21 protein-coding genes and 1 riboswitch are annotated in these 21,151 nt (G+C 67.7%); of the genes, 11 read left to right on the top strand and 10 right to left on the bottom strand.

All coding sequences use genetic code 11. The features are described 5' to 3' along the window. The first annotated feature begins 93 nt into the window (after nt 1–93). Both DMB37_RS26015 and DMB37_RS26020 read left to right on the top strand, forming a co-directional pair. Nucleotides 94–1,131 (top strand): DUF4349 domain-containing protein, encoded by a 1,038-nt coding sequence (locus tag DMB37_RS26015; protein ID WP_135234904.1) that lies wholly within the window; start codon nt 94–96, stop codon nt 1,129–1,131. After that, the gene (locus DMB37_RS26020) at nt 1,088–1,318 is read left to right on the top strand and encodes a DUF167 domain-containing protein (RefSeq protein ID WP_107660040.1); all 231 of its coding nucleotides are present in this window, start codon (nt 1,088–1,090) and stop codon (nt 1,316–1,318) included. The genes DMB37_RS26015 and DMB37_RS26020 overlap by 44 nt, the downstream gene beginning before the upstream one ends. 97 nt (nt 1,319–1,415) lie before the next feature. On the opposite strand, the gene DMB37_RS26025 is transcribed toward DMB37_RS26020, so the two are convergent. After that, nucleotides 1,416–1,880: a tRNA (cytidine(34)-2'-O)-methyltransferase gene (locus DMB37_RS26025; RefSeq protein WP_135234905.1), complete on the bottom strand. Its 465-nt coding sequence runs from the start codon at nt 1,878–1,880 to the stop codon at nt 1,416–1,418. A gap of 137 nt (nt 1,881–2,017) precedes the next feature. After that, a complete protein-coding gene (locus DMB37_RS26030; RefSeq protein ID WP_135234906.1) occupies nt 2,018–2,926 on the bottom strand; it encodes an SMP-30/gluconolactonase/LRE family protein in 909 nt (302 codons plus the stop codon). A 151-nt stretch (nt 2,927–3,077) separates the two neighbouring features. Here DMB37_RS26030 and DMB37_RS26035 point away from each other — a divergent pair, with 151 nt between their 5' ends. Both DMB37_RS26035 and DMB37_RS26040 read left to right on the top strand, forming a co-directional pair. Continuing rightward, on the top strand, nt 3,078–3,482 hold the full coding sequence (locus DMB37_RS26035) for a RidA family protein (RefSeq protein ID WP_135234907.1): 405 nt from the start codon (nt 3,078–3,080) through the stop codon (nt 3,480–3,482). 120 nt (nt 3,483–3,602) lie between these two features. Further along, a complete protein-coding gene (locus DMB37_RS26040; RefSeq protein WP_228541161.1) occupies nt 3,603–3,848 on the top strand; it encodes a DUF3017 domain-containing protein in 246 nt (81 codons plus the stop codon). A 28-nt stretch (nt 3,849–3,876) separates the two neighbouring features. Here DMB37_RS26040 and DMB37_RS26045 read toward each other — a convergent pair whose 3' ends face one another. Further along, complete coding sequence (locus DMB37_RS26045) at nt 3,877–4,518, bottom strand: nitroreductase family protein (RefSeq protein ID WP_135234908.1); 642 nt, start codon at nt 4,516–4,518, stop codon at nt 3,877–3,879. 69 nt (nt 4,519–4,587) lie between these two features. On the opposite strand from DMB37_RS26045, the gene DMB37_RS26050 reads away from it, so the two are divergent. Next, complete coding sequence (locus tag DMB37_RS26050; RefSeq protein WP_135234909.1) at nt 4,588–4,965, top strand: helix-turn-helix domain-containing protein; 378 nt, start codon at nt 4,588–4,590, stop codon at nt 4,963–4,965. 42 nt (nt 4,966–5,007) lie between these two features. Here the strand turns inward: DMB37_RS26050 and DMB37_RS26055 are convergent, their stop codons facing one another. Next, the gene (locus tag DMB37_RS26055; protein ID WP_135234910.1) at nt 5,008–5,955 is read right to left on the bottom strand and encodes an oxygenase MpaB family protein; all 948 of its coding nucleotides are present in this window, start codon (nt 5,953–5,955) and stop codon (nt 5,008–5,010) included. Between the two features lie 164 nt (nt 5,956–6,119). Between DMB37_RS26055 and DMB37_RS26060 the strand changes: the two genes are divergently transcribed. Then, nucleotides 6,120–6,785: a TetR/AcrR family transcriptional regulator gene (locus tag DMB37_RS26060; RefSeq protein WP_135234911.1), complete on the top strand. Its 666-nt coding sequence runs from the start codon at nt 6,120–6,122 to the stop codon at nt 6,783–6,785. Nucleotides 6,786–6,955: 170 nt separating this feature from the next. Here the strand turns inward: DMB37_RS26060 and DMB37_RS26065 are convergent, their stop codons facing one another. The 3 genes from DMB37_RS26065 to DMB37_RS26075 form a co-directional block, all read right to left on the bottom strand. Continuing rightward, nucleotides 6,956–8,074: a homoserine O-acetyltransferase gene (locus DMB37_RS26065; protein WP_135237833.1), complete on the bottom strand. Its 1,119-nt coding sequence runs from the start codon at nt 8,072–8,074 to the stop codon at nt 6,956–6,958. A 38-nt stretch (nt 8,075–8,112) separates the two neighbouring features. Further along, nucleotides 8,113–9,450, bottom strand: a complete 1,338-nt coding sequence (locus tag DMB37_RS26070) for a bifunctional o-acetylhomoserine/o-acetylserine sulfhydrylase (protein ID WP_135234912.1) — start codon at nt 9,448–9,450, stop codon at nt 8,113–8,115. A gap of 92 nt (nt 9,451–9,542) precedes the next feature. Beyond that, nucleotides 9,543–9,653: riboswitch (SAM riboswitch) on the bottom strand. A gap of 51 nt (nt 9,654–9,704) precedes the next feature. Further along, a complete protein-coding gene (locus tag DMB37_RS26075) occupies nt 9,705–10,433 on the bottom strand; it encodes a TetR family transcriptional regulator (protein ID WP_135234913.1) in 729 nt (242 codons plus the stop codon). Nucleotides 10,434–10,567: 134 nt separating this feature from the next. Here DMB37_RS26075 and DMB37_RS26080 point away from each other — a divergent pair, with 134 nt between their 5' ends. Further along, a complete protein-coding gene (locus DMB37_RS26080) occupies nt 10,568–12,064 on the top strand; it encodes an MFS transporter (protein WP_135234914.1) in 1,497 nt (498 codons plus the stop codon). A gap of 304 nt (nt 12,065–12,368) precedes the next feature. Further along, nucleotides 12,369–13,586, top strand: coding sequence for an NADP-dependent isocitrate dehydrogenase (locus tag DMB37_RS26085; RefSeq protein WP_107654281.1), 1,218 nt, complete (start codon nt 12,369–12,371; stop codon nt 13,584–13,586). Between the two features lie 138 nt (nt 13,587–13,724). On the opposite strand, the gene DMB37_RS26090 is transcribed toward DMB37_RS26085, so the two are convergent. Next, the gene (locus DMB37_RS26090) at nt 13,725–14,612 is read right to left on the bottom strand and encodes an NAD(P)-dependent oxidoreductase (protein WP_135234915.1); all 888 of its coding nucleotides are present in this window, start codon (nt 14,610–14,612) and stop codon (nt 13,725–13,727) included. 129 nt (nt 14,613–14,741) lie between these two features. Between DMB37_RS26090 and DMB37_RS26095 the strand changes: the two genes are divergently transcribed. The 3 genes from DMB37_RS26095 to DMB37_RS26105 all read left to right on the top strand — a co-directional run bounded on the left by DMB37_RS26095 (nt 14,742) and on the right by DMB37_RS26105 (nt 17,914). Beyond that, entirely contained in the window at nt 14,742–15,740 is a 999-nt protein-coding gene (locus DMB37_RS26095) for a helix-turn-helix domain-containing protein (protein WP_135234916.1), read from the top strand. A gap of 310 nt (nt 15,741–16,050) precedes the next feature. Further along, entirely contained in the window at nt 16,051–17,217 is a 1,167-nt protein-coding gene (locus tag DMB37_RS26100) for an MFS transporter (protein ID WP_107654284.1), read from the top strand. Nucleotides 17,218–17,269: 52 nt separating this feature from the next. Continuing rightward, on the top strand, nt 17,270–17,914 hold the full coding sequence (locus DMB37_RS26105; RefSeq protein ID WP_107654285.1) for a TetR/AcrR family transcriptional regulator: 645 nt from the start codon (nt 17,270–17,272) through the stop codon (nt 17,912–17,914). A gap of 2 nt (nt 17,915–17,916) precedes the next feature. Here DMB37_RS26105 and DMB37_RS26110 read toward each other — a convergent pair whose 3' ends face one another. Continuing rightward, on the bottom strand, nt 17,917–19,092 hold the full coding sequence (locus DMB37_RS26110; RefSeq protein ID WP_135234917.1) for a serine hydrolase: 1,176 nt from the start codon (nt 19,090–19,092) through the stop codon (nt 17,917–17,919). A 139-nt stretch (nt 19,093–19,231) separates the two neighbouring features. Further along, a complete protein-coding gene (locus DMB37_RS26115; protein ID WP_135234918.1) occupies nt 19,232–20,884 on the bottom strand; it encodes a cytosine permease in 1,653 nt (550 codons plus the stop codon). Nucleotides 20,885–21,151: the final 267 nt, after the last annotated feature.

Here is a 21,151-nt window from a genome sequence, read left to right on the forward strand (position 1 = left end):
TGGCCGACCATACTTTTAGAGAAGTGTTAGAAGGGCTCTAGAGAACAGTTATGTCGGGCTGTTCGCGCCGCGGCAGGGGCTACTGTGCGAATCATGCGGAAGCTTGCTGTGCTGTGCATCGGTCTGCTCGGTCTGACGTTGCTCGTCGGCTGCGGCTCCGGCGACAACGACGCCAAAAGAGCAGCGCCGCCGGACCGGCCGTCCACCTACGCCACGGTGGAGTCCGCGCCGGCGCCCGCCTCCGTGCCACCGGGGCTGCGCGACCAGGGGGCCGCGCCGCGCAAAGACGACACCGGCAATGAAACCGTCACGGCGCGTAAGGAAGTCGTCACCGGCAGCGTCGAGATGACCGCGGGCAGACCGATCGAGGCGGCAGCCAAGATCGCCGACCGGGTGCGCGAGGCGGGCGGTCGGATCGACAGCCGGACCGAACAGCCCGGCACCGAGGACGCCGACCCCAGCGCCACCCTCACCGTCCGGGTGCCCGCGGACAAGACCGACGCGTTCATCGACGGGCTCGGCGGCCTCGGCCGCGTCACCCGGGTGCACACCAACCGCGACGACGTGACGATGCAGTGGGAAGACCTGGACGCCAGGATCCGGGCACTGCAAGCCTCCGTCGACCGGCTGCGCGGGCTCATCGCGGGCGCGACCAACACCGCCGACCTGCTCAACGCCGAGCAGGCGCTGTCGAGCCGGCAGGGTGAACTCGACAGCCTGACCGCGCAGAAGCGCCACCTCGACGACGACGTCGCGCTGTCCACGCTCACCATCGACGTCACCACCGCGACCACCAAGGCCGAGGAGGACCGCGCCGACAACTTCTGGGAAGGGATCGTCAGCGGCTGGAACGCGCTGGTGGACTGGCTGAAGGACGCGGTCGTGTTCACCGGTAAGGCGCTGCCGTGGCTCGGCTTCCTGGTGGTGCTCGCCGCCGTGGTCTGGGGCATCGTGCGGCTGGTGCTGCGGCGGGGCAAGCGCGGCACTCCGGCAGAATCGACACCGGTGGGTGCCGGCGCTACGCAGTCCGGTTCCGGCGGCACGGAAAGGGCCGGGGCCGCGGGTAGCAGGGCGACGGGAGACAAGAGTGCCGACAACGGTCCGGGCGACCATAAAACCGAACAGCCGTAAGGGCCCGCTCGTCGAAACCCTCGACGACGGCACCCTCCAGCTGTACGTGCGCGCCCCGGCCGTCGAAGGCAAAGCGAACAAGGCTGCCATCGAACTGCTCGCCGAGCATTACGGAGTGCCCAAGAGCGCCGTCCGCCTGGCGGCCGGCGCCACTTCCCGCTTCAAGCGCTTCGAGATCGATCGCTGAACCGCTTGCGCGCCAGGCATTGTCGCGCATCTGTCATCGCGCCGGGCCTGAGTCGTCGGCAATCTCCGTGCGCCGAAAGCGGATTCGTGCGCCGCGGTCACACTCCGCTGTCGAACCCGACCTGCCGCCACGCCTCGTACACCGCGACCGCGGCGGCGTTGGACAGATTCATCGAGCGGCGCCCCGGCAGCATCGGAATCCGCAGCTGATCGGTGACATGCGGATCCTCGAGCACCGCCGCGGGCAACCCCGTCGGCTCGGTCCCGAACAGCAGCACATCTCCTTCCCGATACGCCACCTCGGTGTACCGGGTGGTGGCCTGCGTGGTGAACGCGAACACCCGCTCCGGCCGCACCGCCGACCACGCCGCCGCCAGATCCTGGTGCACCGTCACCGACGCCAGATCGTGGTAATCCAACCCGGCCCGCCGCAGTTTGGCCTCCGAAAGATCGAACCCTAACGGCTCGACCAGATGCAGCTCACACCCGGTCCCCGCCACCAGTCGAATCGCATTCCCGGTATTTCCGGGTATCGCGGGCTCATGAAACATCAGTCGGAACACGGCAGACAGTCAATCAGGCGTTCGCCGCTGTGCTTCGCCGACCTACCGCCCGCCGATACTCGAAGCCGATATGGCGCTGCCGACCTGCCGCCGCGGCACGCGACGGTCGGGTTCGGGGTCGCGCTTGGTTGCCGAGGTCAGGGGAGCTGGATCGGGGTGAGGTCGGTGTCGGGTGGGGGTCGGAGGCGGCGGAGGGTGCCGTCGAAGAGGGTGGTGTAGAGGGCCCAGGTGTCGCCGTCGGGGGCGATGCGGACCGAGCTGGGGCCGGCCTGGCCGATCGAGAGGCCGCCGGCGATGACGCAGGTCGCGCCGGTGTTCGGGTCGACGCGGTGGATCTCGCCTGCGGTGTGGGCGGCGACGTAGAGGGTGCCGGAGCGGGATGTGGTCAGGTCGTCGAGGCCCGGGAACAGGCCGGGGATGGTGGCGATGACGGTCCATCGGTCGGGGGCGTCCAGCGGGACGCGGATGACGCGGCCGGTGAACAGGTCGTCGGTGTAGACGGTGCGGTGTTCCGGGTCGAGGGCCAGGCCTTCGGAGCGTGGCACCGGCGACCAGTTGAGGACGGTGGCGCCGGTATCGGGGCGATAGCGGGTCAGGCCCTTCGACGGCCCGCCCTCGGTGCCGACCCAGGTGGTCAGCAGATCGCCGCCCGGCAGCCGCAGCAGACCGTTGCCGTCGAGCGGCGCCACCGAGGTCAACCGCTCGGTTCCGGTGTCCAACTGCCACAACTGGCCCCCGGCAAGGAAATACAGATTCGAGCCGACCAGTTGCAGGCCGCGAGGAACCCGCAGGTTCTCCAGCACCGTCCGCACCTGACCCGCGGCATCGAGGTGATAGATCTTCGAATCCGCGGACATATAGAACCCGCCACGACCGTCCGGCTCGAGGTTCTCCAGCTGCTCCAAACCCTGCACAAGGGTGTCGACCTGCCAGCCACCGCAACCCGCGGTGCTCACACCCTGCGCGGGCCCCGCCGCGGCCCCAGCCCCAGCCGCGATCGCCACCGTGACACACAAGGCGCGAATGCGTCTGCCCACCATCCCCATTCCGCGCAGCCTATGCTGCGGCACCGACCAGGTCGACACCGCAGAACCGTGGGCGCCGGCGCAACGGTCACCACGGCTCGGCCGACGCTCCCAGCCCGTAAGCGAAAACCGTTGTGCGGCAGCGGCTGATCCGGCAGTTTAAGATGCCCGGATGGTGAGCACCTCGCACAATCCGGCAGACACCCAACCACCCGCACCTGGCTTCGCGCACGCGACGTCGGCCACCGGTAGCAGGATCATTCACATTTCCGGGCAGGTCGGCACCGATGCGTCGGGCCGCGTCGTAGCGGGTGGCCTGGCCGCCCAGACCACGCAGGCCTTGCTCAACCTCGGCCGCGCGCTCGAGGCGGCGGGCGGTAAGGCCGCCGATCTCGTCAGTGTCCGGTTCTATGTGGTCGATTGGGATCCGTCGAAGTTCGAGGCGCTCGGTGCGGCCGGCGCCGCGGCCCGCGTGCACTACGAGTTCCCCGAAACCGCGGTCACCCTGGTCGGCGTGGCCGCCCTGTTCACGCCGGAGCACCTCATCGAGATCGAGGGTGTCGCGGTCGCCGACTGAGCCCGTCGGCGGCGGAGGGTCGGGAGAGTCTGTCAGAATCGGGGAGTGACCGATGCCGATACGTCCACCGCGGACCACCGGGCAGCCAGCAGCTCTCCGTTCCTGCGCTGCCACCTGCCGATGGTGGTCGTGGCGCTGGTCATCGCGGTGGCGATCGTATTCGTGGCGCAGGACCGGTGGCGCCGCGGCGCGCTGTTCTTCGGCGGGGCGACGCTGCTGGCCGCGGCGTTCCGGCTCTGCCTGCCGACCGCGCAGGTCGGCTTGCTCGCCGTGCGCAGCAAGCCCTTCGATGTCGGCGCGCTGACCGTGCTCGGCTCCGCCATCGTCTTCATCGCTGCGACCATCAATACACTGGGCGTCGGCTAGTACCGGGAAGCGTTGGCGGCCAACGGGTTCAGCGGGCGTACTGCTCTGCGAAGACCGTCTGATCGCGCGGCCTGCGACCGGGGTGCGGCGGGGCGGCGTCGCTGTACCCGACCGCGACCAGCACCGCGATGGCCAGCTCGGCGCGGTCGCTGATACCGATGGCTTGCTTGACCAGATCGGCATCCCAGCCGTTCATCGGGGCCGAGGCCAAACCCAGGCTGGTGGCGGCGAGCATGACGTAGGTGGCCGCGATCATCGCGTTCTTGACGGCGTTCTCCCGGAGCAGGCCGCGTTCACGCAGCGAATGGAATTCGCTGCGGGAGTTGAACATCGCGGTGAACTCGGCGTTCCACGCGGCGTTGCGGACGGCCAGTTCGGCAATGTCGGCATTGCCGTGCTGCCAGGCCGTGGGGTCGGCGACGAAGACCAGGACGACCGGCGCCTCCAGCGGCTGCGGTTGGCCGAACGCCGCCTTCGACAGCGCATGCCGCCCGTCCTCGCTGGTGACGACGACGATCGAGCGGTCCTGCATGTTCCACGCGCTCGGTGCCTGCACCGCCAGGTCCAGCAGTTCATCGAGCAGCTCCGGCGCTACCGGAGTGGGCTGGAAGTGGCGGGTGGTGCGACGGGCGTGGATCGCGGCGGGTACCGAAAGTGGCTGTGTTTCCATAATTCTTACTATTGGAGAGTCGGTCTCCAATGGGAAGAAGGCACTTTTTAGTGCGTTACGCTCGGAAGTGTGCGCACGCTCATCGAAGGTTCCGGACTGCCCGCCGACGTCTACTCGGCCAAATGTCCCACCCGGCAGCTACTCGACCATCTCGCGGGCAAGTGGACGGTGCTGATCGTCGATACCCTGGCCGACGGCACCATGCGCTACACCGATCTGCGCAAGCGCATCGACGGCATCTCGCAGAAGATGTTGACGCAGACCCTCCGTCAGCTGGAGACGGACGGATTCCTCACCCGCACAGTGCATCCCACCGTGCCGCCACGCGTCGAGTACACGCTCACCGAACTGGGGCACAGTCTGCGCATACCCATTGCGGCACTGCGTGATTGGATAGAAACCAACATCAACCTGATCGAGCAGGCGCGCCGTTCGGCGGCCCGCTGAACAACCCGCCGCACCCCTCGACGCGGCGGGTTGTCCCGAAACTCAGGCCGGTTCGGCCACCAGCTCGGCCCGCCCGGCCCGCCCGTACAAGGCCCGAGCCTCGGCCGGGGTCACGGTCTCGAGCCTGGCCGGCGGCGCCGCGTTGATGTGTTCCTTCAGGATCTGCCCCGCCATCGGCGCGATGAACGGCGCCGCGACCAGCAGGCCGAACGAATTGAATCGGCTGAAGCCCCACACCAGCACCTTGGCGGGCAGCCGGATCGCGAGATCGACGATGCCGAGCCGATCGAAGCGCCCCAGCTTGCGCATCCACTTGGGCAGGGTCGCCACCGAGGCCAGCGAAAGCAGCCTGCTGCCAATGGCATACGAGAGTCCGGCCCCGTTGCGCGGTGAGGTCCACAGCAGGTGGTGCATGCCTTCTTCGGCTCGCTCGGAGGTGCACAGCCGGGGGCGGACCCGCTCGAAGTACGCGCGCACCTCGGCGCGCGAGCGCGGCACATCCTCGGGCTTGCAGGTCTGCAACTCGGCCGCGATCGCACACTCCTGCCAGAATCGCGTCTCCTCCTCCGGCGTCAAACCGGGGCCGAACACCTCGTACGCCTTGAGCACGGAGTGCCAGCCGGTGATGTGGATCCACAGCTGCGTCTCGGGGCTGTTCGCGCTGTAGCGGTTTCCGCTGATCGGTTCGATCCCGGTCATCGGCGCGTGGATCCGCATGAGGTGCTCGGCCGCCTGGATGGCGGTGCGTCCGTCGGCGATCGCGGCGATGAGGAAGTAGGAGAAGGTGTGGTCGAGGCGTTTGCGCGGGTCGCTGTAGATGCCGCGGGAGTCGGCGACGGCCGCGGTGAGGAATGGGTCGAAGTGTTCGAGCACGACGGCCCGCTGGAAGCCGATGACCGCGGTGGGTGCGGTCCAGACCTTCCAGCTGGGTGAACCGGGGCCGAAGAACCCGTAGTCGTCCCGGCGCAGGGTGGTCGGATCGAACTGCATCACGTGCTCCTTTGCGGTGATCGCCCCGGCACCGGGGGTGAATACAACGCAACCGTAGCAATTGTCCGCAATGAATACAACGGTTGCGTAGCATTTGTGCCCGACGGGATGCGGAATCGCGGCCGCGATGCTGTCAGGATGGAGCGCATGGAGGTGAAGCGGCAGTGACCACATCGCGCACCGCGGCGGACCGGCCGCGCCGGCGTTATGCGCCACGCCTGCCGCCGGAACAGCGCAGGGCTCAGCTGCTCGACGCCGCCTTCGCGGTGTTGAGCCGGGTGGAGCTGCACGAGCTGAGCATGGAGGCGGTCGCCCAGGAGGCAGGCGTCGGCAAGCCGGTGCTCTACACCGTGTTCAAGACCCGCGCCGAACTCGTTGCGGCGCTGCTGGAACGGGAGCGCGAGCGCGGCCTCGAACAGGTCGCCGCGACCCTGCCGAACGACCTGATGGGCGCCGACCCGGTGGTCGCGGCCTCGGCCACCGTCGAGGCGTTCGTCGGTGTGGCACTGGAGAATCCGACCCGCTGGCGACTGATCCTCGCCGGGCCGGGCAATGCCCCCGACGAATACCGTGAGGCACTGCGGCATTCCCGCGCGGGCATCTTCGATCAGGCCGAGGCGCTGGTGCGCGTCGGCACCGCACTCGAACCACGCTGGGCCGGAGTGGATTCCGCGCTGCTCACCAACTCGCTGCTGCAGGTCGCCGAGATGCTCGGCAGGCTGGCGGTCAGCGAACCCGACGAGTATCCCCGCGAACGCCTGCAGGGATTCGTGCACGCCATCGTCGGCCTACTGATGGGCGCGCCCTCATCGAAAGATGCTGACGCATAGAGCTTCCAGCGCGAGTCTGCGCGCGTGTTGTCGTTGGCGCGCCTGAAAGTCCCAGCGGTTCAAGCGAACCCGAGCCCGGCGCGTGCACCCGAACCTGGATCTGAGTGCGGCGCGTGAAGCCGAGTGACCGACTCGGGCGGCGCGGCGAAACGGCTGTGCGCGAGACGAATTCAGCTGGCAGGTTGACGACTCTGCTGCGCCAACCGCATCGTCTCGGTCAGCAACTTCGATACCGCCGCGGCCTCGGTGAGGAACCCGTCGTGCCCGTCGCGCGAGTGCACGACCTCGAGTCCATCGCAGCCGGGCAGCCCCTCGGCGAGCTCCTGCTGCGTGCGCAGCGGATACAGCCGGTCGGAGTCGACCCCGCCGACGACGCACGGCACCGGCGTCGCGGCCAGCGCCGCCGCTACCCCGCCGCGGCCGCGCCCGATGTCGTGCCGGTTCATCGCCTCGGTCAGCAGCACGTAGGTGGCGGGATCGAAGCGGCTACAGAGCTTGTCGGCCTGGTGGTCCAGGTAGCTCTGCACCGCGTACCGGCCGCCGCGCCACGGATCCTCGGCGCCCTGCGCGCTGTTCTCGAACCGGTGGTCCAGCTCGTCCTCGGTGCGATAGGTCAGATGCGCGATCCGCCGGGCGATGCCCATGCCGGTCATCGGCGCGCGGTCGGTGTCGTGGTAATCGCCGCCCTGCCAGTCCGGATCGGCCTTGATCGCGGCGATCTGGGTGGTCTGCGTGCCGATCTGGTCCGCGGTGGCGCGGGCGCCGACGGCCAGCACCAGTGCGGCGCCGACCCGATCCGGTGCGCCGACCATCCACTCCAGTACACGCATGCCGCCCATCGACCCGCCGACGACGGCGGCCAGCCGCGCGATGCCGAGCCGATCCAGCAGCGCCGCCTCGGCGGCCACCTGGTCCCGGATGGAGATCTCCGGAAACCTGGAGCCCCAAGGCTTTCCGTCGGGCGCCAGCGTCGAGGGCCCGGTGCTGCCCTTGCAGCCGCCGAGCACGTTCGTCGCGACGACACACCACTCGTCGGTGTCGAGCGGACAGCCGGGGCCGACCATCCCGTCCCACCAGCCGGGCAGCGGATGGATGTCGTCCGGGTGCCCGACCACGTGCGAGTCGCCGGTCAGCGCGTGCTCGACCAGCACCACGTTGTCCAGTGTGGGGGACAGCTCACCCCAGCGCTGCACGGCCAGATGCACCTGCGGAATGACCGCACCGCTCTCCAGCCGTACGTCGCCGATGGGGATGATGCCGAGCCGCCCGTCCGGGGGCGGCAGGGCCACCCCGGACGAACGGGCCACACTCGGTTCGGTACTCACCTTCACGTCGCCGCCGCCGCGAAACCGGCGCGCAGATCGGTCAGGATGTCGTCGATCCCTTCGATCCCCACCGCCAAGCGGACCAGGCCCGGAGTGACCCCGGCGAGCAGTTGCTCTTCGGGCGTCAGCTGCGAATGTGTGGTCGACGCGGGGTGAATCACGAGGGAGCGCACATCTCCGATGTTAGCCACATGGCTGTGCAGGACTAATCCGTCCACGAACTTCTTGCCCGCATCGACACCGCCGCGCAGTTCGAAGGCGACGATCGCACCGGGGCCCTTCGGCGCCAGCTGCTTACCGCGTTCGTACCAGGGCGAGGAGGGCAGACCGGCGTAGATGACCTTCTCGACGTCCGGATGGGTGCTCAGGAATTCGGCCACCGCCTTGGCATTGGCGACGTGCCGCTCGATGCGCAGGCTCAGCGTCTCGATGCCCTGGCTGATCAGGAACGCGTTGAACGGCGAGACCGCCGAGCCGAGGTCGCGCAGCAGTTGCACGCGCGCCTTGAGCGCGAACGCGGGCGCGCCGAGATCGGCGAACACCGCACCGTGGTAGCTGGGGTCCGGGGTGGTGAAGCCGGGGAAGCGCGGCTGACCCTGCGCGTCGGTCACCGTCCAGTCGAAGGTGCCGCCGTCGACGATCACACCCGCCACCGCGGCGCCGTGCCCGCCGAGGTATTTGGTCGCCGAGTGCACGACGATGTCGGCCCCGTGTGTCAGCGGCTGGATCAGGTAGGGGGTGGCCACCGTGTTGTCGACGATCAGTGGCAGCCCGGCCTGGTGCGCGACGGCGGCGATACCGGGAATGTCGAAGACGGCGCTGCTCGGGTTGGCGATGGTCTCGCCGTAGAACGCCTTGGTGTTCGGCCGGATCGCCGCGCGCCACTGGTCCAGGTCGTCGGGGTCCTCGACGAAGGACACCTCGATGCCGAGCTTGGGCAGCGAGTAGTGGAAGAGGTTGTAGGTGCCGCCGTAGAGGTGCGGGCTGGACACGATGTGGTCGCCGGCCGAGGCCAGGTTCAGGATGGCGAACGTCTCCGCGGCCTGTCCGGAGGCCAGCAGCAGTGCGGCGACACCGCCCTCGAGCGCGGCGACGCGCTGCTCCACCACGTCCTGGGTGGGGTTCATGATCCGGGTGTAGATGTTGCCCGGCTCGGCGAGGCCGAACAGCGCGGCGGCGTGCTCGGTATCGCGGAAGGCGTAGGAGGTGGTCTGGTAGATGGGCAGGGCCCTGGCACCGGTGGTGCTGTCGGGGGCCTGTCCCGCGTGCACCTGTTTGGTCTCGAAAGACCACTGCGCGGTCGGGTCGAGGTCGGCCGCGGGCACGGTGGAATCACTCATGAGCTTTGCTCCAAAGAAAAGGTTGTTCGCCAGAACTAACGGGTTATCGGGGCAACGGCGAAGTACAACAACACATTTCGGGAACCTCCTGGAAAGCGCGCTTGCTCTCGACCTTCGAGAGCCCGGTCATCACCCGGAGCACCCCACCGCTGCTGGAGGGTTGCCGTCCAGCGAGCCGGGGCTTCGCGCTGGCACTCATGACCTGACGGCATCATAACCGGCGCTCGATCGGCGACCGAAATCCGGCGCCGAACTCAGCGGGTCGCGCCGGGCCGCGCGCCGCCGCACACGCGCGTGAACTCGTCGAAGGCGGTGGTGAAGGAGTCGCGGCCGGCCGCGGCGGCGGCCTGCGGATTGTCGTAGTCGAACATGCTCTCGCCGCACTCCATCGCGAGATGGCCGATGAGCTGCCAGGCGCCGAGGATCAGCCGCACCGGCAGCGCGTCGGGGGTGCTGTCGAGTCGTTCGGCGACCACCGCGGCGATCGCGACGTTCTTGCTGTCGGCGTACTCGAGGCTGCGCGCGCTGACCGACGGGCTGCCGCGCATGATCCGCTGCATCTGCTGGAACTGCCGGAACGAGACCGGTCCCTCGGCGGACTCGTTCGCGGCGTGGTCGATCACCCGTAGGAATGCCTCCCGGATCGACTCCAGTTCGTTGCCGGTGACGGGAAGTGTGCGCAGGGTCTCCGCGACCGTCTCACCGAAGTCCTGGAACGGACCGAGGACGATGTCCTCTTTGCTGTCGAAGTATCGGTTGATCGTGCGCGGCGAGACGTCGGCGGCGTTGGCGATCTGCTCGACCGTCGTCGCGTCGAATCCCTGTGCGTCGCACAGGTTCAGTGCGACCTCAATGATGCGCAACCTGGTCTTCTGCTTCTTGCGCTCCCGGAGACCGGGATGGGCGTTCGGCCCTGCGGTCGAGGGGGCAGCCGGGGGCTCCGCTGCGGTACTCGCGCTCGTCGGCGTCGGTGACTCGAGCATGTTCACACCCTATCGCAACCTAGTGTTTTCGTGTCTTTAACCGTCAAATGTCGGACTGCGACATTTTTCGCTTGACGCCAAATGTCGTCGGATGCCAGGATAGCCACACAGTTTCTAAGGATGAGGAGACCACGGTGACCGAGACTGCGAAAGCGGTAGAAGTACCGGACAAACAAGGGGGTTCCGCCCGCTGGTTCGCTCTCGCGGCAATCGCGTTGGCCCAGCTCATGGTGGTTCTCGACGCCACCATCGTGACCATCTCGCTGCCGTTCGCGCAGCACGATCTCGGCATCAGCGACGGCAACAAGCAGTGGATGCTGACCGCTTACACGCTGATCTTCGGCGGCCTGCTGCTGCTCGGCGGCCGGCTCGCCGACTACCTGGGGCGACGCCGGATCTTCATCATCGGTCTGGTCGGTTTCGCCGCCGCGTCGGCACTTGCCGGTCTGGCGCAGAACGGCGCCGAGATGTTCGCCGGGCGCGCACTACAGGGTGCGTTCGCGGCCTTGCTCGCGCCCGCCGCGTTGTCGTTGCTGTCGGTGACCTTCACCGAACCCGGTGAGCGCGCAACGGCATTCGGCGTGTTCGCGGGTATCTCCGCGGGTGGCGCCGCGCTCGGCCTGATCGCGGGCGGCGCGCTCACCGAGTACGCCTCCTGGCGCTGGTGCCTGCTGGTGAACACCCCGATCGCGCTGCTCGCCCTGCTCGGCGCGCTGGCGTGGGTGGTCAAGGATGTGCCGACGCCGCGCACCGGCGGCTACGACGTGCCCGGCGCGGTCACCGTGACGCTCGGTCTGATCGCGATCGTGTACGGCTTCAGCCGCGCCGCCGACGACGGCTGGCTGGCGGGCAGCACCCTCGGCCTGCTCGTCGCCGGGACCGCGCTGCTGATCGCCTTCGTGGTGATCGAACGGCGCTCGGCCAATCCGCTGCTACCGCTGCATATTCCGGGTGAGATCAACCGGGGTGGCGCGTTCCTCGCCGCGCTGCTCGTACCGATCGCCATGTTCGCGATGTTCCTGTTCCTCAGCTACTACTTCCAGATCACGCTGGGTTACTCGTCGCTGAAGGCGGGCTTCGCCTTCCTGCCCTTCCCGGCAGGCATCGCGATCTCCGCGGGTATCACCAGCGCGCTGCTGCCCAAGATCGGCCCGCGGCCGCTGATGGTGGCCGGTGCGGTGCTCGGCGTGCTCGGTCTGGTGTGGCTGGCTCAGCTGGACTTCGGCGACGGCTTCGCGACGAGCGTGCTGCCCGCCCAGGTGCTGATCGCACTCGGCATGGGCCCGCTGTTCGTCGGCATGCAGACGGTCGCGCTGCATCAGGTGGAGGAAGAGGACTCGGGCGTGGCCAGTGCGCTGCTGAACGCGGCGCAGCAGGTCGGTGGCGCGGTCGGCACGGCGCTGCTGACCACCATCTCGGTGCAGACGGCCAAGACCTACGCCGAGAATCACCCGACGATCGACAACCTGGTCGCCCGCGCCTCGATCCACAGCTACGACGTGGCGTTCTATGTCGGTGCGGGCTTCTTCCTCGCCGCCGTGCCGGTTATCGCGCTGATGATCCGGGACCGGCCGGAGAACCTGATCGAAGGTTCTGAGGAGGGTGCACGCCCGGTGCACGTCGGCGTCTGATCGACGCGACCACCCCGCGGTCCGCGTGTCGCCTGCCCGGCGGTGCGCGGACCGTGTGCATCCGGCGCGGCGACCTGCGAATTGCGCAATGACCTACCTGTCAGTAAGTTCGTGGGGTTTCTCACTCGGGGGGCTGCCCGCACACCGCGATCATCGGCAGCAGTACGCTTGTCTTGTTTGCACCACACGTCTCGCGGACAACGCGGGGCATATACGTTGTCTGTTGGAACAGCTGGGGTCCGCTCACAAGCGTGTTCACCTGGCCGTGCAATGAGGGCACCATCCTAGGAGGACACGAAGATCCATGTCCAAAATCAAGGTTGAAGGTACCGTCGTCGAACTCGACGGCGACGAGATGACCCGGATCATCTGGCAGTTCATCAAGGACAAGCTGATCCATCCGTATCTCGATGTGAATCTCGAGTACTACGACTTGGGCATCGAGTACCGGGACAAGACAGACGACCAGGTCACTGTCGACGCGGCCGAGGCGATCAAGCGCCACGGGGTCGGCGTCAAGTGCGCGACCATCACCCCGGACGAGGCCCGCGTCAAGGAATTCGGCCTGAAGAAGATGTGGCGGTCGCCCAACGGCACCATCCGCAACATCCTCGGCGGCACCATCTTCCGCGCGCCGATCATCATCTCCAACGTGCCGCGCCTGGTCCCCGGATGGACCAAGCCGATCATCATCGGCAGGCACGCGTTCGGCGACCAGTACCGCGCCACCGATTTCAAGGTGTACCAAGCGGGCACGGTCACCCTGACCTTCACGCCGGAGGACGGCAGCGAGCCGATCCAGCACGAGGTCGTGAAGATGCCCGAGGACGGCGGCGTCGTCATGGGCATGTACAACTTCAAGAACTCGATCATCGATTTCGCGCGGGCCTCGTTCAACTACGGCCTGCAGCAGAACTATCCGGTGTACCTCTCGACGAAGAACACCATCCTCAAGGCCTACGACGGCATGTTCAAGGACACGTTCCAGGACGTGTTCGATGCCGAGTTCAAGACCCAGTTCGACGCGGCGGGCCTGACCTACGAGCACCGCCTCATCGACGACATGGTCGCCTCCTCCATGAAGTGGGAGGGCGGTTACGTCTGGGCCTGTAAGAACTACGACGGTGACGTGCAGTCCGACACCGTGGCGCAGGGCTTCGGCTCGCTCGGCCTGATGACCTCGGTGCTGCTGACCCCGGACGGCAAGACCTGTGAGGCGGAGGCCGCGCACGGCACCGTCACCCGGCACTACCGTCAGCACCAGCAGGGCAAGCCGACCTCGACCAACCCGATCGCGTCGATCTTCGCCTGGACGCGCGGGCTCGAGCACCGCGGCAAGCTGGACAACACCCCCGAGGTGATCGGCTTCGCGCAGACCCTCGAGGATGTCGTCATCAAGACCGTCGAAGGCGGCCAGATGACCAAGGACCTGGCCTCGCTCGTCGGCGGCGACCAGGGCTACCTGAGCACCGAGGAGTTCCTCGGCGCGCTCGACGCGAACCTGGCTCGCGCACTGCGTTGAGTCGGTGAACAAACCCGGCGCTGGAACTGATGCCGGCGCCGGGGGATGAGCTCCTCCGCCCAAGCCGAGTCGGTTGGGCAAGCTGTGCTGAATGACGGGCACCCGCACCACTTGGTGGTACGGGTGCCCGGATTGTTTCTAGGTGCGGGCCGGACTGTCGAGCAGCAGCGGAACGACCCGCGTCAGGCTGTCCGGACCGAGGCCGTGCTCGACGCCCGCATCGAACCAGCGCAGCAGCGGATCCAGCAGGTCGGTCGGTAGGTCCTGCTCGCGGTTCGTCGCCAGCAGCATGCGCAGAATGAATTGATGATTCTCGACACTGGCCATGGTCGGCGGGAACACGCCGTCGTCGATCTGGGCGGCGAGCGCGGGCAGCGTGTCGATGACCGAGTGCAGCCACGGCACCAGTAGTGCACCGGTGGGGTCCGCCGCGTTCCGGTTCGCGCGGCGCAGCATGGCCGCGGCTTGGAAGAAGCCACCGAACAGGCCGTACATGCCTGCCAGTATCGCGAGGTCGTGCACGGCGGCCAGCCCGACCTCCGCCCCGAGGTGTTTGGCCGTGCCCAGCTCGGCGATCACCGCGTGATGGTCGGCCGAGGCTTCGGGGGAGCCGCTGTAGATGATCGTCGAATCCGGCGTGCCCATCGTCTCCTCCATGCCGAGGATCGAGCCGTCCAGGAAGCGCCCGCCTTGTTCAGCGATCCAGGCTTCGAGGTCGCGCGCCTCCGACGGGCGTCCCGTCGACAGATTCACTATGGTGCGGCTCGCTATTGCTTCCGATGTGGTGTGCAAAAGCGTGGCCGCGATCGCGGTCTCGGGCACCGAGATGACGATCAGTTCCCCGGCCTTCAGCGCCTCGGCGAGCGAACCCACCCGGACCGCACCGAGCCCATCCAGGTGCGGTGCCCGATCGGGGCTGCGATTCCACACCGTGACGGGGTGGCCGTTGCGTAGAAAGACCTGGGCGGTCGCCGCGCCCATGCGGCCGAGACCGAGCACGGTCACCGGTGTGTGGTCGCTGGTCATGATTCCTCCGTCGATGTCGTGCGTGCTGATGAAGTGGGCGCCCGCAGACCAGTTTTCAAGCTGGTGCCGCCGGGGTGTGAGTGGCAGGACCGACCACAATCGAACGTTTCCTGCCATAAGCTGGCGGCCATGACCGGTCATGTCGTCGCGATCGCCGTCACGCCGGGGGCGCTGCATCCCTGGGACCTCTATGAACTCGGCGTGATCGCCGCGATCTTCGGCACCCCGCACCCCGACCTCGCCGATCCCTGGTACGAACTGCGGGTCTGCTCGGTGCTGCCCGCCGCGGCCGAGTCGGCGATCGGCGGCGGCGCCTATCTGCGGGCCGAGTACGGCCCGGACGAACTGCTGCGCGCCGACACCGTGTTCGTGCCCTCGATCGCCTACGACTGCGTCACCGGTGACCGCCCGGTGCCGCCGGAACTGCTCGACGGGCTCCGCGCGGCGCATCGCGGGGGAGCGCGGATGGTCGCCCTGTGCAACGGCATGTTCGCGCTGGCCGCGGCGGGCCTGCTGGACGGGCGCCGGGTCACCGCGCACTGGGAGCACGCGCCGATCCTGGCCCGCCGTCACCCGGCCGTGCAGGTCGACGGCACGGCGCTCTACGTCGATGACGGCGACATCCTCACCAGCGGCGGAATGACCGCGGCCGTGGACCTTTCGCTGCACCTGGTGCGCCGCGACTTCGGCGCCGCCGTCGCCAACCGGCTGGCCCGCCGTCTGGTGACCCCGCCGCGACGGTCGGGCGACCAGGCGCAGTTCGTGGATCTGTCCGTGCAGGCCCGCGCCGAGGCCGACCTCGGACCGGCGCTCGAATGGGCCATCGCCCGTCTCGATCAGCCGCTCACCGTCGAAGCGCTCGCGGCCCGCGCCACCATGAGTCCACGCACCTTTCACCGGCGCATGCGCCAGTCCATCGGGGTCACGCCGAAACAGTGGTTGCTGACCCAGCGGCTGGCCCGTGCGCAGGCGTTGCTGGAGTCCACCGACTTCGGCATCGAGCGGATCGGCAGGCTGTGCGGTTTCGGCACCGCCGCGAATCTGCGCCGCCACTTCGCGACCGTCGTCGGTGTCACGCCCGCCGAGTATCGGCGCACTTTCGAGCAGCGCGAGTCGCCTGCCGCCTGAGCCGAATGGCTCGACGGCGGAAGCGAATCCGATGACGCTGCCCACATCCGGTCCGTCGGCCGCCGGAGCCGTGCTGGGCACGTCATTGTTTCCGAATGGAATTTGCCAGGTCGTGCCGCGATAGCTGTCCCTATTGCGCGGTTTTACATTCTGACCTGCACGTTTTCTTTACGGCGGCGTGTCTCACCTCACGTTTACTCGGGAAGCGAAACCGCCTGCGGAGGCGTTTCATGGATACGTGACCACTCCCCTCGCCGCCCAGGCCCCCGCACGCCCCGAAGCCGCGCGGACGACTTGGCATCTGCCTGCCATGCTCGCGCTGGCGCTCGGCGGGTTCGGTATCGGCACAACAGAATTCGTCACCATGGGTTTGCTGCCGGACATCGCGCGCGCCATGAATGTCTCCGAGCCGACCGCGGGGCACGCGGTGTCGGCCTACGCGCTCGGCGTGGTGATCGGCGCGCCGGTGCTCGCCGCCCTGTGCGCGCGGGTGTCCCGCAAGAAGCTGCTCATCGCCCTGATGGTGGCGTTCACGCTGGGCAACGTGGCGACCGTGCTCGCGCCGACCTTCCACACCCTGGTGCTCGCCCGGTTCGTTTCCGGGCTGCCGCACGGCGCCTATTTCGGGGTGGCCTCGCTGGCCGCCGCCACGCTCGCCCCGGTGGGGCAGCGCGCCAAAGCGGTTGCCGCGGTTATGCTCGGGTTGAGCGCCGCCAATGTCGTCGGCGTTCCCGCCGCGACCTGGCTCGGCCAGCACCTCGGCTGGCGCGACGCCTATGTGGTGGTCGCGGTCATCGGGCTGGCGACGGTAGCCGCCCTGATCAGATATGTCCCGGAGCTCACCGGCATCACCATGACCAACCCGGTCACCGAACTCGGCGCGCTGCGTCGTCCCCAGGTGCTGCTGACCCTGCTGGTCGGCGCGATCGGCTTCGGCGGCATGTTCGCCGTCTACACCTACATCACCACCACGCTCACCGGCGTCGCCGGGATGTCCGCCGCGCTGGTGCCGGTGGTGCTGATGCTGTTCGGCGTGGGCATGGTGGTCGGCAATATCGTCGGCGGCGTGCTCGCCGACCGCGGCGTCGACCGGGCCATCTACGCCTCGATGATCGGCATGGCCGTCATCCTCGCCGTATTCGTTGCGGCGGCGCACAACCCGTACACCGCCGCGATCGGCGCGTTCCTGGTCGGCGCGACCGGCGCGTCCCTGGCACCCGGGCTGCAGACCCGGCTGATGGACGTGGCGCACGAGGCACAGACCCTGGCCGCCGCGCTGAACCACGCCGCGTTGAACATCGCCAATGCCGCGGGAGCGTGGCTCGGCGGGGCCGTGATCGCCGCCGGACTCGGCTACACCGCGCCCGCCATGGTCGGGGCCGGCCTCGCCGTGGTCGGTGTACTGCTGTTCGCGATCACCGTCGCGGTGGCCCGTCGGGACGCTCGGCTGGTCGCGGCCGCCGCGCTGGTCGCCTGACGCTCGGTCGCATCTGAACATACAGAACTGTATGTAAGTGTAGAATCGCCGGATGGCCAGGATCGAAGTCGCGAAACCGCAGCGCCGCACCCAGGAACAGCGCAGCACCGAGATGCGCACCCGGCTGCTCGACGCGACCATCGACTGCTTGGTCGAGTACGGCTACGCGGGCACGACCACGCCGCGGGTCGCCGAGCGCGCCGGGGTCACCCGCGGCGCGCAGGTGCACCACTTCGGCTCCAAGACCGATCTGGTGGTCGCCGCGATCAGCCACCTGGCGCAGTTGCGCGCCGAGACCGCGATGCGGGAGATGGCCAAGGTCGAGCGCGGCGACGATCCGGTCGCCGCGGCGCTGGAGTTCCTGTGGGAGCTGCACCAGGGCCCGCTGTTCATCGCGACCGTCGAACTGTGGGTGGCAGGCCGCACCGATCCGGTGCTGGCCGCCGCGATGGAGAAGGTCGAACCGTTCGTCAACAACGCCGTGCTGATGGCCGTCGCCCGGTTCGTGCCGGACGAGATCCGCCGCAAAGAGGCCCGCGACTTCATCTACACCGCGATGGACGCCCTGCGCGGCATCCTGATCTCCAACTTCGTCGACCCGGACAACGAACGCGCGCAACGCCGTTGGCGCCGCGCCACCGCGCACCTGCGCAATATCGCCGAAGCCGCCCTCGCCGACGTCCGCGCGGCCGACTGACGCTATCGGCCGCACAACCCCTTGGCGAGCACCGCCTGCGCTTTCGTGGAAAGCTCGGCCGCCTGCTCGAGGTCGTCCATCCGCAGGCCGGGACCGGTAGTGATCGATACCTCGATGCGCGAACCGCCATCAGCCGTGCTGTAGGCGTCGGAGTAGTAGCCGGGAACACCGCCGTTGTGGCCGAGGCCGACGCAGTCCGGGCCCAACTCCTGTTCCATCAACCCGAGGCCGTATGCCACGCCCGGCGCGATCGCATGGGTCGCCCGCATCTCCGCGAGCAGTGGTGGCGCGAGCAGGCGGCCGCCGAGCAGCGCGGTGAGGAAGGTGTCGAGATCTCGGGTGGAGGAGATGATTTCACCGGCGGCCCCGACCCAGGTCGGATTCTGGCTGGTCATATCGGCGGTGATCTCTGCGTCACCTTCGCCGTAAGAGAGATAACCGTGGGCGTGCGGTCCGATGATCTCCGGCCAGCTGCCCGGCACCAAGGTCTCCCAGAGGCCGAGTGGTGCAATGATCCGGCCGTAGATCTGCACGCTGTACGGCAGGCCGGTGAGCTTCTCGATCAGCAGTCCGACCAGCTGATAGTTCGTGTTGGAGTAGGACCAGTCGGCACCGGGCTCGAACCGTGCCGGTTTGGTCAGTGCCATCCGGATCAGTTCGTCGGGCCGATAATCCCGGCGGACGGCATCCACGGCCGCCTTGCCCGACGTCGGCAGAATACCCTCTTCGAAGGTGCCGTCGGGCTGCAGTTCGCCGGTGTAGTTGAACAGGCCGCTGGTGTGTTGCAACAACATTCGGACGGTGATGCGCGGGTCGAGGCCGAACTGCGGCAGGTGTCGCTGCATCGGATCGTCCAGCCCGAGCTTGCCCTCGCCCGCCAGCTGCAGCAGCACCGTGGCCACGAACATCTTGGTGATGCTGCCGATTCGATACCGGCCGTCCACCGGTACCGGCTCCGGGCGGTCCACCCGCGCTACACCGGCGGCCCCGGTCCACTCGCCGTGCCGATCGTGCACCCGCACTTGGATACCCGCCGCGCCGGCGGCGATCAACTCGTCCATCGCCTGTTGCAGCGGCGCACGATCGGTGACCGCCGGAGTGGCCTGCGCGCCGGTCGCTGCCGAGCCGACCAGCACGATCGCGGAAACCAGTGCAATACCGAACCGTCGCAACAACATCCGACCCCCTGGGTGGGCAATGTGTCATCGACTTTAGCCGAAATCGCAGCGGTAGCGCGGCTTGCGACGCCATCGGGACGGCGTCGCTCCGGCGAAGGGACATGGCTGCGACAGGCGCGGCCATGTCCCCGCTCGGCGATCAGTGCTGGTGGGGGAGCAGGTGGTGACCGTGCTTGTCGGTCGACAGCGCCAGCGAGCTGATGTACTGAATTTCACCCTCGGGACCGGGCACCGCCGAGGCGATCATGTCCGGGCGTTCGAATTCCAGGCCGGTGACGTGGCAGGTCAGGGTTTCGCCGGAGGGGTTGCCGTGCTCGTCGAACATCGGCAGGTCGATGCCGTCGTCGCTGCGGCGCAGGTAGTACTTGCCCTTGGTGGCGATCGCGGTGAGCGGGGTGGCGACGAACGCGACCACCAGCGCGACGATCGGTGAGTACGGCTTGAGCAGGTCGCCGAAGAGGCCGAAGAACGTCATGATCGACAGCACCGCCGAGAGTCCGAAGCCGACCAGGCCGACCGGGTTGAAGTCGTAGAGCATGCCGCGGCGGAACTCCGGCTGCTTCGGCGAGATCTTCAGCAGGTACTTGTTGACCGCGATATCCGTGGCGACGGTGACGATCCAGGCGATACCGCAGTTGGCGTAGAAGCCCAGGATGTTGTTGAGGAAGTCGAACATGTTGGCTTCCATCAGGATGAGCGCGATCACCAGGTTCACCGCGAGGAAGATCAGCCGGCCGGGGTAGGACTTGGTGACCCGCGTGTAGGAGTTGGTCCAGGCCAGCGACCCCGAGTACGCATTGGTGACATTGATCTTGATCTGACTGATCACGACGAGCACCACGGCCAGCGTCATGGCCAGCCATCCCGGCACCATGTCCCGGTAGATCTCCAGGAACTGGTGCACCGGCTGGTTCGCGATGCCCTGCGCGGCAGGCAGATTCGCGATCAGATACACCGCGAGGAACAGCCCGACCACCTGCTTGAGCGCACCGAACACCACCCAGCCCGGTCCGGCGAGCAGCATCCAGCCCCACCACTTGCGGGCGTTGTCCGGCGTGCGCGGCGGCATGAAACGCAGGTAGTCGATCTGCTCGGCGATCTGCGCGATCAGCGACAGGCACACGCCCGCCGCCAGCAGCGTGCCGGAAATGCTTACCCCGGAACCGTTCTCGCCGCCGTAGGCGAAGAACGACGACACCGAATCGGGGTGGCGCACCAGCAGGAACCCGAACGGCAGCACCATCAGCAGCAGCCACAGCGGGGTCGTCCAGACCTGCAGGGTGGCCAGGGTATTCATGCCGTAGATGACCAGCGGAAAGATCAGCACCGTCGACACGAGATAGCCGAGCCAGAGTGGCACGCCGAGGCCGAGTTCCAGCCCCTGGGCCATGATCGACCCCTCCAGCGCGAAGAAGATGAAGGTGAACGAGGCGAACACGACATTGGTGAGCACCGAGCCGTAATAGCCGAATCCGCTACCGCGCGTGATCAAGTCGAGATCGAGGTTGTAGCGCGCCGCGTAATAGGCGAGCGGAAATCCGGTCAGCATCACCACGATCGCGAAGAAACCGATTCCGAGCAAAGCGTTTCCGGTGCCGTGCGCGATACCGATATTCGCGCCGATGGCGAAGTCGGCCAGGTAGGCGATGCCGCCGAGGGCGGAGATCCCGACGACCGCCGGGCTCCATTTCCGGTAACTCCGTGGCGCGAACCGCAGGGTGTAGTCCTCGAGTGTTTCCTTCGCCGCGGCGATCCCGTCCGCATTCGACGATCGGGTATCGAGCTCGACCACGTTTACTCCTCATCCCCGCATCAACAACAGCAACCGTTCGACGGTCGTACACGGTTGTGGACGGGGAATTTCCGAACGATTACGCGGCTGTTACGTCATCGGCGGCAGTGAGTCACGTCACAGCAATGCGGAGAATGTCGCGCGCGGGCCGCCGGAAAGGCATGCGTACCAGCCTGAACTGGCAAGACATACACGTTCGGCTGTATGTCGGCGACCAGGTGCTACCACCTGGCTATTCGATATCCGAGACTTCCGGTAACGCTGACA

Source organism: Nocardia sp. CS682, from assembly GCF_004634405.1.
GTDB classification, from domain to species: domain Bacteria; phylum Actinomycetota; class Actinomycetes; order Mycobacteriales; family Mycobacteriaceae; genus Nocardia; species Nocardia ninae.

Bases quoted from the DNA above. Each gene is read 5' to 3' on its own strand.
- DMB37_RS26015 (WP_135234904.1), top strand. From the start codon at position 94: ATGCGGAAGCTTGCTGTGCTGTGCATCGGTCTGCTCGGTCTGACGTTG.
- DMB37_RS26030 (WP_135234906.1), bottom strand. From the start codon at position 2,926: ATGGGGATGGTGGGCAGACGCATTCGCGCCTTGTGTGTCACGGTGGCG.
- DMB37_RS26035 (WP_135234907.1), top strand. From the start codon at position 3,078: ATGGTGAGCACCTCGCACAATCCGGCAGACACCCAACCACCCGCACCT.
- DMB37_RS26040 (WP_228541161.1), top strand. From the start codon at position 3,603: ATGGTGGTCGTGGCGCTGGTCATCGCGGTGGCGATCGTATTCGTGGCG.
- DMB37_RS26045 (WP_135234908.1), bottom strand. From the start codon at position 4,518: ATGGAAACACAGCCACTTTCGGTACCCGCCGCGATCCACGCCCGTCGC.
- DMB37_RS26055 (WP_135234910.1), bottom strand. From the start codon at position 5,955: ATGCAGTTCGATCCGACCACCCTGCGCCGGGACGACTACGGGTTCTTC.
- DMB37_RS26070 (WP_135234912.1), bottom strand. From the start codon at position 9,450: ATGAGTGATTCCACCGTGCCCGCGGCCGACCTCGACCCGACCGCGCAG.
- DMB37_RS26075 (WP_135234913.1), bottom strand. From the start codon at position 10,433: ATGCTCGAGTCACCGACGCCGACGAGCGCGAGTACCGCAGCGGAGCCC.
- DMB37_RS26085 (WP_107654281.1), top strand. From the start codon at position 12,369: ATGTCCAAAATCAAGGTTGAAGGTACCGTCGTCGAACTCGACGGCGAC.
- DMB37_RS26090 (WP_135234915.1), bottom strand. From the start codon at position 14,612: ATGACCAGCGACCACACACCGGTGACCGTGCTCGGTCTCGGCCGCATG.
- DMB37_RS26095 (WP_135234916.1), top strand. From the start codon at position 14,742: ATGACCGGTCATGTCGTCGCGATCGCCGTCACGCCGGGGGCGCTGCAT.
- DMB37_RS26100 (WP_107654284.1), top strand. From the start codon at position 16,051: ATGCTCGCGCTGGCGCTCGGCGGGTTCGGTATCGGCACAACAGAATTC.
- DMB37_RS26105 (WP_107654285.1), top strand. From the start codon at position 17,270: ATGGCCAGGATCGAAGTCGCGAAACCGCAGCGCCGCACCCAGGAACAG.
- DMB37_RS26110 (WP_135234917.1), bottom strand. From the start codon at position 19,092: ATGTTGTTGCGACGGTTCGGTATTGCACTGGTTTCCGCGATCGTGCTG.